Here is a 12337-nt window from a genome sequence, read left to right as displayed (position 1 = left end):
GATCGGCATGGGCGACAACATCTGGCTCGGCGACCGCGACGCGGTACGCACACCGATGCAGTGGACCCCGGACCGCAACGCCGGCTTCTCGTCGTCCGACCCCGGACGCCTGTTCCTGCCCACGATCATGGACCCGGTCTACGGCTACCAGGTGACCAACGTCGAGGCATCCATGGCCTCACCCTCCTCCCTGCTGCACTGGACCCGCCGCATGATCGAGATCCGCAAGCAGAACATCGCCTTCGGTCTCGGCTCGTACACCGAACTGCCCTCCACCAACCCCGCGGTACTGGCCTTCCTGCGCGAACACGAGGACGACCTGGTGCTGTGCGTCCACAACTTCTCCCGCTTCGCACAGCCCACCGAACTCGACCTGAGCGCCTTCGAGGGCCGCCACCCCGTCGAACTGTTCGGCGGAGTCCGCTTCCCCGCGGTGGGCGCACTGCCGTACCTGCTGACCCTCGGGGGCCACGGCTTCTACTGGTTCCGGCTGCGCAAGGACGCCCCGTAGGACGGACAGACCCGGTCCCCGGGCGGTGCGGTTTCCGCCGCCCCGCCCGGGGCACGCATCACTAGCACCCCGACGACCCGGGGAAAGGACGCGACGCCATGTCGGAAGCCGTCACACGCACCGTCACGAGCCCGCCAGGCCTCCTTGCGTCACTCGATCCACTGCTGCGGGACTGGCTGCCGCGGCAGCGCTGGTTCGCGGGCAAGGGGCGCCCGGTCACCGGGTTCTCGCTGGTCGCCGCCACCGAACTGCTCCCGGCCGACGCCCGCCTCGGCCTCTACCACGTGCTGGTCCGCACCCACCAGCAGCTCGTGCCCGGACCGGGCGCGCCCGGGGAGCCCGGCGACTGCTACCAGCTCCTCATAGGCGTGCGCGAGGCGCTGCCGCCCCGGCTGGCGCCCGCGCTGATCGGGCACGTGACCGAAGGCCCCCTGGCCGGACGCACCGCCTACGACGCCCTGTACGACCCCCGGCCCGCCGAGGTGCTCCTGGAGGCCCTGCGCACCCAGGCCCGCATCGGCGGGCTCCGCTTCGAGCGGGACCGGGACCGGGAGATCCGCACCGGACTGGTGCCGCGGCTGGTGACCGCCGAGCAGTCCAACTCGTCGATCGTGTACGGAGATACGTTCATCCTCAAGGTGCTGCGCCGGATCGTGCCCGGCGTCAACCCCGACCTGGAGCTGCCGCTGGCGCTGGCCCGCGCGGGCTGCCCCCGGGTTCCGGCACCGGCCGGGTGGATGGTGGCGGACCTGGGCGGCCGGTCCTGGGTGCTGGGTGTACTCCAGCCGTATGTGCAGGGGGCGACGGACGGCTGGGAGCTGGCCCTGCGCGAACTGGCCAAGGGGGAGGACTTCACCGCCGAGGCGCGAGCGCTCGGACGGACCACCGCCGAGGTGCACACCGCGCTGGCCGGGGCGCTGCCGACCGTCACGCTCGGCCACGGCCGGATGCGGCAGCTCGCCGACGACATGATCGAACGGCTGGAGGAGGCCGCGCGGGCGGTGCCCCTGCTGCGGCCGTACGCGCCAGGTCTGCGCACGGCCTTCACCGCCCTGGGCGACCTCGCCGCCGAGGGACGTACCTGGACGGCCCAGCGCGTCCACGGCGACCTGCACCTGGGCCAGTGCCTGCGCTCGCCCTCCGGTCAGTGGTCGCTGATCGACTTCGAGGGGGAGCCGGCGAAGCCGCTGGCCGAGCGGCGGATGCCGCAGCCGCCGGTCCGGGACGTCGCCGGGATGCTGCGCTCCTTCGACTACGCCGCGCACTCGGCCGACGTCCCCGTGCCGGGCTGGGCCCATGCGTGCCGGGCCGCCTTCTGCACCGGGTACGCGGAGGTCGCCGGCCGTGACCCGCGCACCGACCCGGTGATGCTGCGCGCGCACGAGACGGCCAAGGCGGTCTACGAGGTCCTGTACGAGGCCCGGCACCGTCCCGACTGGCTGGCGGTGCCGCTGTCCGCGGTGCGCCGCCTGGCCACGCCCGAACCCGCATGACGCCACCCCCCGATCCCACGTCGCCCAGGAGGCTCCGCCCGTGACCCCCCGCCCCTCGTCCAGCGGTCCCGACCCGAAGAAGACGGCCGAGGAGAAGAGCGCCGCGCAGAAGGCGGCGCCGCCCCAGAAGGCGGTGGCCGAGAAGACGACCGCGAAGAAGGCGGCCCGGAAGACCGCGACCGCGAAGACCCCAGCCGCGAAGACCGCAGCCGCGAAGACCGCAGCCGCGAAGACCGGAGCCGCGAAGAAGGCGGCCCCCGAGAAGACGGCGGCGAAGAAGCCCGCCGCCAGGAAGGCGGGGGCGGCGAAGCAGAGCGCGGCGAAGAACACGGCCAAGAGCACGGCCGAGAGCACGCAGCAGACCGCGGCGAAGGCCGCGAAGGGGTCCCCCAGCAAGCGGGCACCCACCAGGAAGGCCCCCGCCAAGAAGCCCCCGGCAGGGAAGGCACCCGCGACCGCCGTCCCCGCCCCGGTGGAAGCCGCCGTCTCCCCCGCCCTCGCCGCCGGCGACCGGGAGCGGCTGCTCGCCGGTACGCACCACGACCCGCACTCCGTCCTCGGCGCCCACCGGGTGCCCGGCGGTGTCGCCTTCCGGGCCTTCCGGCCGTACGCCCTGGCGGTCACCGTCCTGTCCGGGAAGCTGCGGGCCGAGCTGCACGACGACGGCGACGGCTTCTTCTCGGCACTGCTGCCGCTGACCGAGGTGCCCGCGTACCGGCTCCTCGTGACGTACGACGGGACGGCCCAGGAGGCCGAGGACCCGTACCGCTTCCCGCCCACCCTCGGCGACCTGGACCTGCATCTGATCGGCGAGGGCCGGCACGAGCAGCTGTGGCAGGCGCTCGGCGCGCACCCGGCCGCCCACGAGGGCGTCGCGGGCACCCGCTTCACGGTGTGGGCGCCCAACGCGCGCGGCGTGCGGGTGGCCGGCGGCTTCAACTTCTGGGACGGCACCGGTCACCCGATGCGGTCGCTCGGCGCCACCGGCGTGTGGGAGCTGTTCCTGCCCGGCATCGGCGCGGGCGAGCTGTACAAGTTCGAGATCACCCGGCCCGACGGCTCGCGCACCTTCCGCGCCGATCCGCTGGCCCGGCGCACGGAGACACCGCCGGCCACCTCCTCCGTGGTGCACGCCTCGGACTACACGTGGGGCGACGCGGAGTGGCTGGCCCGGCGGGCGGACGTGCCCGCGCACGAGGCGCCGATGTCGGTGTACGAGGTCCACCTGCCCTCCTGGCGCCCGGGGCTGACCTACCGCGAGCTGGCCGAACAGCTCCCGGCCTACGTCGGGGACCTCGGCTTCACGCACGTCGAGCTGATGCCGGTCGCCGAGCATCCCTTCGGCGGCTCCTGGGGCTACCAGGTCACCGGTTTCTACGCGCCCACGGCCCGCCTCGGCGACCCCGACGACTTCCGGTACCTGGTGGACCGGCTGCACCAGGCCGGCATCGGCGTCCTGATGGACTGGGTGCCGGCGCACTTCCCGCGCGACGACTGGGCGCTGGCCGAGTTCGACGGGCGTCCGCTGTACGAGCACTCCGACCCGCTGCGGGCCGCGCACCCGGACTGGGGCACGCTGGAGTTCGACTTCGGGCGCCGGGAGGTGCGCAACTTCCTGGTGGCCAACGCCGTGTACTGGTGCGAGGAGTTCCACATCGACGGGCTGCGGGTCGACGCGGTCGCCTCGATGCTCTACCTGGACTACTCGCGCGAGCCGGGCCGGTGGACGCCGAACGAGCACGGGGGCAGGGAGAACCTGGACGCGGTGGCGTTCCTCCAGGAGATGAACGCGACCGTCTACCGGCGGTGCCCCGGTGTGGTGACGATCGCGGAGGAGTCGACGGCCTGGGACGGGGTCACGCGGGCCACGCACCACAAGGGACCGAGCGGGTTCGGCGGGCTGGGCTTCGGACTGAAGTGGAACATGGGCTGGATGCACGACTCGCTCCAGTACATGAGCCACGAGCCGGTGCACCGCACGTACCACCACGGCGAGATGACCTTCTCCATGGTGTACGCCTACAGCGAGAACTACGTGCTGCCGATATCCCACGACGAGGTGGTGCACGGCAAGAAGTCGCTGGTGTCGAAGATGCCCGGCGACTGGTGGCAGCAGCGCGCGAACGAGCGGGCGTACCTGGGCTTCATGTGGGCCCATCCCGGCAAGCAGCTGCTGTTCATGGGCCAGGAGTTCGCCCAGGGCGCCGAGTGGTCGGAGGCGCACGGTCCCGACTGGTGGCTGCTCGACCCGCAGTACGGGGCGCAGGCGGACCACCGGGGGGTGCTGGACCTGGTCCGCGACCTCAACACCGTCTACCGGGACACGCCGGCGCTCTGGCGGCGCGACACCCACCCCTCCGGTTTCGCCTGGGTGGTCGGGGACGCCGCCGAGGACAACGTCCTCGCGTTCCTGCGCCTGGACACCGACGGGTCGCCGCTGCTGGCGGTGTCGAACTTCTCCCCCGTCGTCCGCACCGACTACCGCCTCGGCGTCCCCGACGACGTCCCGGCATGGCACGAGGTGCTCAACACCGACGCCGCGCGGTACGGCGGCGGTGACGTGGGCAACCCGGACCCGGTCAAGCCGGAGCCGCAGGGGTGGCACGGCCGTCCGGCGAGCATCCGGCTGACCCTGCCGCCCCTGGCGACGGTGTGGCTGCGGCCGGCCTGACGGCCGGGTGCGTCGGGCCCGACCGTCAGGACGCGTCCACGAGCCCCTTCGGAAGCGGCCCGGTGTGCAGCACGCCGAGCCGCTGGGTGGCCCGGGTCAGGGCCACGTACAGGTCGCTCGTGCCGTAGCGGCCGGGCTCGACGACCAGTACGGAGTCGAACTCCAGGCCCTTGGACTGGCGCGGGTCGAGGAGGACGACCGTGTGGGTCAGGTCGGGCTCGGCGCCCGCCGTCACGCCGTCGAGCCGGGCCGCGAGGGCCCCGTGCAGCTCGCGCGGGGCGATGACGGCGAGCCGGCCCTCCTCGGGGGTCAGCTCCCGGACGGCCTCGGCGACGGCTGCCGGGAGGTCGCCGGTGGCGCGGATCCAGGGCCGTACGCCCGTGGACCGGACGGAACTCGGCGGTGCGAACCCCGGGTCCTCGGCGCGGACCACGGCCGCCGCGACGTCCATGATCTCGGCCGGGGTGCGGTAGTTGACGCCGAGGCGGGTGTGCTCCCAGCGGTCCTCGACATAGGGGGCGAGGATCTTCGACCAGGAGCCGACGCCGGCCGCCTCCGCGGTCTGCGCCGGGTCGCCGACCAGGGTCATCGAGCGGGTCGGGCAGCGGCGCATCAGCAGCCGCCACGCCATCGGGGACAGCTCCTGCGCCTCGTCGACGATGATGTGCCCGAAGGCCCAGGTGCGGTCGGCGGCGGCGCGTTCGGCGGCGCTGCGGTGGTCGGCCTCCTCCTGGCGCTCGGCGAACCGCTCGGCGTCGATGATGTCGTGCGCCGACAGCACCTCCGCCTCCTCCTCGTCCTTGTCCTCGAACTCGTAGGTCCGGGAGGCGTACGACACGTCCAGCACGCCCTGCGCGTAGGCGATCTGCGCCTCCCGCTCGCGTTCGGCGCGGGAGCGGGCGATGCGGTCGTCCTCGCCGAGCAGTTCGGCGGCTTCGTCCAGCAGGGGCACGTCGGCGACGGTCCAGCGCCGGGTGACCGGGCGGCGGACGGCGGCGGCGTCCTCGGCGGGGAGGAAGGCCTCGGGGGCGGCGAGGAAGTCGGCGACCAGGCGCTGCGGGGTGAGCCGGGGCCAGAGCTGGTCGATGGCCGACCAGACCTCGGGGTTCTCGGCGAGTTCGTCGCGGATCTGGGTGATGTCGCTGGGGTCGAGGAGGTTGGTGCCGTCGTAGGGGTCGGTGCCGATGCGTTCGGCGACCATGTCGGTGAGGGTGTTGAGGATGTGGCCCTCGAAGTGCTCGCGGGCCGCGTTGTGCGGCAGCTTGGCCGCGCGGGTGCGCTCGCGGGCGACGTTGACCAGGTCGTCGTCGAGCATGAGGATCTCGCGGTCGTGCTCGATGGCGATCACCGGGTCGGGCAGCGCCTGCCGGTCGCGGACCACCTCGGCGAGCACGTCGGCCATGTCGGCGCGGCCCTTCACCGCCGCCGCCCCGGGCGTGTCCGTGGCCGTGGCCTTCACGCCGGGGAACAGCTCGCCGACGGTGGCGAGGAGCACGCCCGTCTCGCCGAGGGAGGGCAGCACCTCGCCGATGTAGCCGAGGAAGGCGGGGTTGGGGCCGACGATGAGGACGGCGCGCTTGGCGAGCAGCTCTCGGTGCTCGTACAGCAGGTAGGCCGCGCGGTGCAGGGCGACGGCGGTCTTGCCGGTGCCGGGTCCGCCCTCGACGACCAGGACGCCGCGGTGCGGGGCACGGATGATGCGGTCCTGGTCGGCCTGGATGGTCTGCACGATGTCGCCCATGCGGCCGGTGCGCGCGGAGTTCAGCGCGGCGAGCAGCACGGCGTCGCCGGACGGGTCCTCGTGGCCGGTCCGCGTCTCGTCGCCGAGGTCGAGGATCTCGTCGTGCAGCGCGGTGACCGTGCGGCCCTCGCTGGCGATGTGCCGACGGCGGCGCAGGCCCATGGGGGTGTGGCCGGTGGCCAGGTAGAAGGGGCGGGCGACGTCGGCGCGCCAGTCGATCAGGACCGGGGTGCGTTCGGCGTCGTCGGCACGGAGCCCGATGCGGCCGATGTGGTGGCCCACGCCGGAGGTGAGGTCGATCCGGCCGAAGCAGAGGGAGCCGTCCACCGCGTTGAGCGCGGCGAGCAGCCCGGAGCGCTCGGCGACCAGGATGTCCCGCTCGAGCCGGGCCTGCATGGGGGTGTTGCCCTGCGCGAGCGCGTCCGTGACCGAGACCTCGGTGTCGCCGCGCAACGCGTCCACGCGTGCGTAGAGTCCGTCGATGAATTCCTGCTCGTGCCGCAATTCATCGTCCGGAAATTCGGTGTTTGACAATTCCACTCCCGCCCGGATATACTGTGCTCACTGAACTTCTTCGCGACCTCGTTCTCTTGAAGTCACGAATCAACGAATATACGCAAAGAAATCCCCCGAGCGCAATTGCTCGGGGGATTTCTTTGCGTATCGGGCCCGGTCAGATCACGGTCGGACAATCCGTTGCCGGCCCGCCGCGCGGGCAGCAGCCCCCGCGACTCGTAGGACCGCAGCGTCCGCGTCGTGGTCCCGGTCAGATCACGGTCGGACAATCCGTTGCCGGCCCGCCGCGCGGGCAGCAGCCCCCGCGACTCGTAGGGCCGCAGCGTCCGCGTCGTGGTCCCGGCCCGCGCGGCCGGCCCGCCGATTCGCATGCGGACGAACGTAAGCCTTGACGTGGGCGTCAAGGCAAGAAGCCCCGCGCGGGAAGGCGCGGGGCTTCTTGCGGGGGGACCGGGCGGCTGAGCGACGGGGGGAGCATCTCAGCCGCCCGGCGTGCGGGGGCGTCGCGGGCCTCAGGCCTTCGCCAGTTCCTTGTCTCCGCCCTGCTCGGGCACCTCCGGGGCGCCGTCGTCGGCGCCGTGGTGGTCGTCCAGGAGCGTCTTCTCGTCGAACGGGGCCCGGCCGGCGAGCACCTCGTTCACCCGGTCCCGGTCGATCTCCTTGGTCCAGGTGCCGATCAGGACGGTGGCGACAGCGTTGCCCGCGAAGTTGGTGAGGGCGCGGGCCTCGCTCATGAAGCGGTCGATGCCGACGATGAGGCCGATGCCGTCCACCAGGGCGGGCTTGTGCGACTGGAGACCGCCGGCCAGCGTGGCGAGACCGGCGCCCGAGACACCGGCCGCGCCCTTCGAGGCGACCAGCAGGAAGAGCAGCAGCGGGATCTGCTCGCCGACCGACATCGGCGTGCCCAGGGCGTCGGCGACGAACAGCGAGGCCATGGTCATGTAGATCATGGTGCCGTCGAGGTTGAACGAGTAGCCGGTCGGGACCGTGATGCCGACCACCGGCTTGCTGACGCCCAGGTGCTCCATCTTGGCGATGAGGCGCGGCAGCGCCGACTCCGAGGAGGAGGTGGACAGGATCAGCAGGAACTCGCGGCCCAGGTACTTGAAGAAGGAGAAGACGTTGACGCCGCAGATGAGGCGCAGCATCGCGCCCAGCACCAGGAAGACGAACAGGAAGCACGTGGTGTAGAAGCCGAGCATCAGCACGGCCAGGCTCTTGAGCGCGTCGACACCGGCCGAGCCGGTGACGGCCGCGATGGCGCCGAAGGCACCGATCGGAGCGGCCCACATGATCATGGCGAGGACGCGGAAGACCAGCCGCTGGATGTGCTCGACGCCGCGCAGGACCGGCTGGCCGGCGGAGCCCATGGCCTGAAGGGCGAAGCCGCACAGCAGGGCGACCAGGAGGGTCTGCAGGACCTCGCCCTGGGTGAACGCGGAGACGATCGTCGTCGGGATGATGCCCAGCAGGAACTCGGTGGTGTCCTTGGCCTCCGCGTCGACCTGCGCCTGCCCGGTCTCCTTGACGGCGTCGGTGACCGCGAGGCCCGTGCCCGGGTCGAGGATGTTGCCGACGACCAGGCCGATGGCGAGGGCCACCAGCGACATCACCGTGAAATAGGCCAGCGCGATACCGCCGACGGCACCGACCTTGGCGGCCTTGCGCACCGACCCGATGCCCAGCACGATCGTGCAGAAGATGATCGGGGAGATCATCATCTTGATCAGGTTCACGAAGCCGGTGCCGAGCGGCTTCAGCTCGGTCGCGAAGTCGGGGGCGGCGAGACCGACGGCGATGCCGAGGACGACCGCGACGATCACCGCGATGTAGAGATAGTGCGTGCGGTCGCGCTTGGCTTTGGGTGCGGCAGGTGCCGTAGCGGCGTTGCTGGTCACGGCGGCCCTCCTTGACGACGTCGTCGGCATCACCGGCGTGCGGCTCACGTCCGGGGGATTGTTTCGGGGATGCGGTGACTATCTCCCGCGCTGTGAGCGCGGTCACCCTTGCGTTCATTTAGTTCACAATCGGCCACGCGAGAGACTGGCCGCATGCGCCTCAGCGTCCCGCGGCCCCGCAGTCTGGCCGGTCAGCTCTTCGCCATGCAGGCCGTGCTGATCGCGGTCGTCGTGGCCGGATACGCGCTGTTCACCTACATCGGCGACCGGGGACAGGCGGAGGAGGCGGCCGGGCGGCAGGCCGGGTCGGTGGCGCTGGCGATCGCCGACTCGCCGTCCGTGGCGGAGGCGATCCGCAGCCCCGACCCGACGGCGCGGCTCCAGCCGTACGCGGTGCGGGTCATGCACGACACCGACGTCGACTTCGTGACGATCATGGATCCGGAGGGCATCCGCTGGACCCACCCCGACCCGCGGCAGATCGGCCTTCCCTTCCGCGGCCACATCGAGCGGGCGCAGCGGGGAGAGACCTTCACGGAGACCTACACGGGCACGCTCGGGCCTTCGGTGCGGGCGGTCACGCCGGTCGAGGACGGCGGGCGGGTCGTCGGTCTGGTCAGCGCCGGGATCAAGGTGGAGGAGATCAGCAAGCGGGCACAGGAGCAGCTGACGGCGCTGATGGCGGTGGCGGCCGGAGCGCTGCTGCTCGGCGCGGTCGGCACGTACGTGATCAACGCGAGGCTGCGGCGGCACACGCACGGCATGAACGCGGACGAGCTGAGCCGGATGCACGACTACCATCAGGCGGCGCTGCACGCGGTGCGGGAGGGGCTGCTGATGCTGGACGGGCAGTACCGTGTCGCGTTGATCAACGACGGGGGACGGGAGCTGCTCGGCGTGTCCGGTGACGTGGTGGGCACCTCGGTCGCGGACCTGGGGCTGCCGGCGCAGCTGACGGGGGCGCTGCTGGCGTCGGAGCCGCGGGTGGACGAGGTGCACCTGACGGCGGAGCGGGTGCTGGTGGTCAACACCTCGCCGGTCTCCGGCGGGGAGCACCGTGGCACGGTGGTGACCCTGCGCGACGTGACCGAGCTCCAGTCACTGACGGGCGAGCTGAACTCCGAGCGCGGCTTCACACAGGCGCTGCGCTCGCAGGCGCACGAGGCGGCCAACCGGCTGCACACGGTCGTCTCGCTGATCGAGCTGGGGCGCGCGGAGGAGGCCGTGGAGTTCGCGACGGCCGAACTGGAGCTGGCGCAGGCACTGACCGACCAGGTCGTGGCGGCGGTGGGCGAGCCGGTGCTGGCCGCCCTGCTGCTGGGCAAGACGGCGCAGGCCAACGAGCGGGGGGTGGAGCTGGTGGTGTCGCAGGACAGCCGACTGGACGACGGCCTGCTGCCCCCGTCCCTGCCCGCCCGGGACCTGGTGACGATCCTGGGCAACCTGGTGGACAACGCGGTGGACGCGGCCCAGGGCCGGGTGCCGTCGCGGGTGACGGTGGCGGCGTACACCGAGGCGGCCGGCGCGGACTCGGCGGCGGGTGGCTCCGAGCTGGTGCTGCGGGTGTCGGACACGGGTGCCGGGGTCGATCCCGCCCACGCCGACCTGGTCTTCCAGCGGGGTTTCTCGACGAAACCGTCCGGTGAGGGCGGCCGTGGCCTCGGGCTGGCGCTGGTCCGGCAGGCGGTGCAGCGGCACGGCGGCACCCTGACCGTGACGGAGGCCGAGGGCGGCGGCGCCCGTTTCGAGGCCCGGCTGCCGCTGGACGACCCCGGGGGCCGCGCGCCGGACGCCCCGGTGGGCAGACATGAGTCCGGGCGTGCCGTATGAGCGCCGCCGAGCAGCCGATCCGGGTCCTGGTCGTCGAGGACGACCCCGTCGCCGCCGACGCGCACGTGATGTACGTCGGCCGGGTGCCGGGGTTCACCGCGGTCGGCAAGGCCCACACCGGTGCGGAGGCCCGGCGCCTGCTGGACCGCACGACGGTAGACCTGCTCCTCCTCGACCTGCACCTTCCCGATGTGCACGGGCTGCAGCTGGCCCGTTCCCTGCGGGCGGCGGGGCATCACGCCGACGTGATAGCGGTGACGTCGGCGCGGGACCTGGCGGTCGTGCGGGAGGGCGTGTCGCTGGGCGTCGTGCAGTACGTGCTGAAGCCGTTCACCTTCGCGACGCTGCGGGACCGGCTGGTGCGGTACGCCGAGTTCCGGGGCACCGCCGGGGAGGCGAGCGGGCAGGACGAGGTGGACCGGGCGCTGGCCACACTGCGCGCACCCGGCCCGGCCGCCCTGCCGAAGGGGCTGAGCGCGCCCACGCTGGAACGGGTGACGGGCGCGCTGCGGGGCTCGGAGGAGGGTCTTACGGCGGCCGGGGTGGCCGAGACGGTGGGCATCTCGCGGATCACGGCCCGGCGTTACCTGGAACACCTGGTGGGCGCGGGCCGGGCGGGACGGAGTCCGCTGTACGGGCAGGTGGGGCGGCCGGAGCTGGTGTACCGGTGGGTGCGGGGTCGTTGACCCCGGGCCCCCGGCGGCGCCGCGAGGGCCGGCGCTCCGGACGCCGCCTCGCGCGGCGCGGCTTGACTCTCCAGTGACTGGAGACCGGAGAGTGGGCGTCATGAACGGCGCGACGCCCCTGCACTCGATCGGTGAACTGTCGGCCCGGACCGGCGTGCCGGTCCGGACGATCCAGCACTACTCGGACACCGGGCTGCCACCGGGCTGCCACCGGGCTGCTGCGCCCCACCCACCGCACCCCGGCCGGCCACCGCCGCTACAGCGACGCGGGACACGACACGCTCGTCGAGCGGTACCGGCGCCTGGTCCGGACCGTCAACGACCGGCAGGTGGTGCCGGGACACCTCCCCTTCCAGCCCTGGCTGGTCGAGGCCCTCCGCCGGTCCCGGCCGGAGGACCGGCACAGCGCCTCGTGACCGGACACCGGCGCGAGGTCGCGGTCCGCCGCACCGACTCCGAGGCCGCAGTCAGCACCGCCCGCCAGGGCGGCCCGGGAGCAGGAGTACTCAGGACGCGGACGGCTTGATCTCCCCCGCGAAGACGATCAACTGGTCGATGAGGCTCCGCCGCAGATGGACGACGTCCGTTCCCGCCAGGCGGGGGCCTCCGTCCGGCGTGGTGAAGGCCCACCGGTACCGGGCCCACTCGTCAGGCATGTCCACCGCCGAGCAGCGCACCATCGTGCCCGTACCCGCCGGGTGGTGCCGGATGTCCAGCACGAACCGCTCGACCGCCTCGATCCCTTCGCTGCGGCCCAACGGCCCCCAGAAGACCACGTCCGAGGTCAGGGCCTGGGAGAGCAGCGTAGTCACATAGTTGTCGTTCGAAGCGTTGAACGCGGAGATGAACGTGTCGATCGCGGACCGCGCGGTCTCTTCCTGCATACACCAGTAATACCAGCCGCGGCTCCGGCTCCGCAGTGCGCCGCTGACCCACGCCCCGCGCCGTCGTCCCGGGTCTCACCGTCGCGTTCGGCATCGGGGCCGTA

At 72.6% G+C, this 12337-nt stretch carries 10 protein-coding genes; 6 read left to right on the top strand and 4 right to left on the bottom strand.

Translation table 11 applies throughout. The features are described from left to right. From KUM32_RS03350 to glgB, 3 genes are all read left to right on the top strand, one after another. On the top strand, positions 1 to 511 hold a 511-nt coding region (locus tag KUM32_RS03350; RefSeq protein ID WP_217140243.1), incomplete at its 5' end, for an alpha-glucosidase C-terminal domain-containing protein. A gap of 98 nt (positions 512 to 609) precedes the next feature. Continuing rightward, complete coding sequence (locus tag KUM32_RS03345; protein WP_217140242.1) at positions 610 to 2004, top strand: phosphotransferase; 1395 nt, start codon at positions 610 to 612, stop codon at positions 2002 to 2004. Between the two features lie 40 nt (positions 2005 to 2044). Next, positions 2045 to 4675, top strand: coding sequence for a 1,4-alpha-glucan branching enzyme (glgB, locus tag KUM32_RS03340; RefSeq protein ID WP_217140241.1), 2631 nt, complete (start codon positions 2045 to 2047; stop codon positions 4673 to 4675). Positions 4676 to 4700: 25 nt separating this feature from the next. Here the strand turns inward: glgB and KUM32_RS03335 are convergent, their stop codons facing one another. The 3 genes from KUM32_RS03335 to KUM32_RS03325 form a co-directional block, all read right to left on the bottom strand. Beyond that, positions 4701 to 6968 carry an AAA family ATPase gene (locus KUM32_RS03335; protein WP_217140246.1) on the bottom strand — a complete coding sequence of 756 codons (2268 nt, stop codon included), beginning with the start codon at positions 6966 to 6968 and terminating at the stop codon, positions 4701 to 4703. A 44-nt stretch (positions 6969 to 7012) separates the two neighbouring features. Further along, positions 7013 to 7303, bottom strand: coding sequence for a MerR family DNA-binding transcriptional regulator (locus KUM32_RS45185; protein ID WP_374227477.1), 291 nt, complete (start codon positions 7301 to 7303; stop codon positions 7013 to 7015). A 141-nt stretch (positions 7304 to 7444) separates the two neighbouring features. Continuing rightward, positions 7445 to 8833: a cation:dicarboxylate symporter family transporter gene (locus KUM32_RS03325; RefSeq protein WP_217140240.1), complete on the bottom strand. Its 1389-nt coding sequence runs from the start codon at positions 8831 to 8833 to the stop codon at positions 7445 to 7447. A 153-nt stretch (positions 8834 to 8986) separates the two neighbouring features. Between KUM32_RS03325 and KUM32_RS03320 the strand changes: the two genes are divergently transcribed. The 3 genes from KUM32_RS03320 (at position 8987) to KUM32_RS43190 (ending at position 11765) form a co-directional block, all read left to right on the top strand. Further along, on the top strand, positions 8987 to 10663 hold the full coding sequence (locus KUM32_RS03320) for a sensor histidine kinase (protein ID WP_217140239.1): 1677 nt from the start codon (positions 8987 to 8989) through the stop codon (positions 10661 to 10663). Further along, positions 10660 to 11349 carry a response regulator gene (locus KUM32_RS03315; RefSeq protein ID WP_217140238.1) on the top strand — a complete coding sequence of 230 codons (690 nt, stop codon included), beginning with the start codon at positions 10660 to 10662 and terminating at the stop codon, positions 11347 to 11349. The genes KUM32_RS03320 and KUM32_RS03315 overlap by 4 nt, the downstream gene beginning before the upstream one ends. A 131-nt stretch (positions 11350 to 11480) precedes the next feature. Further along, complete coding sequence (locus KUM32_RS43190; RefSeq protein WP_254404958.1) at positions 11481 to 11765, top strand: hypothetical protein; 285 nt, start codon at positions 11481 to 11483, stop codon at positions 11763 to 11765. A gap of 90 nt (positions 11766 to 11855) precedes the next feature. On the opposite strand, the gene KUM32_RS03305 is transcribed toward KUM32_RS43190, so the two are convergent. After that, on the bottom strand, positions 11856 to 12233 hold the full coding sequence (locus tag KUM32_RS03305; RefSeq protein ID WP_217140237.1) for a nuclear transport factor 2 family protein: 378 nt from the start codon (positions 12231 to 12233) through the stop codon (positions 11856 to 11858). Between the last annotated feature and the right edge of the window lie 104 nt (positions 12234 to 12337).

Source organism: Streptomyces sp. AC627_RSS907, from assembly GCF_019049165.1.
The sequence above is the reverse complement of the archived record's forward strand: the minus strand, read 5'-3'. Positions and strand labels throughout refer to the sequence as shown.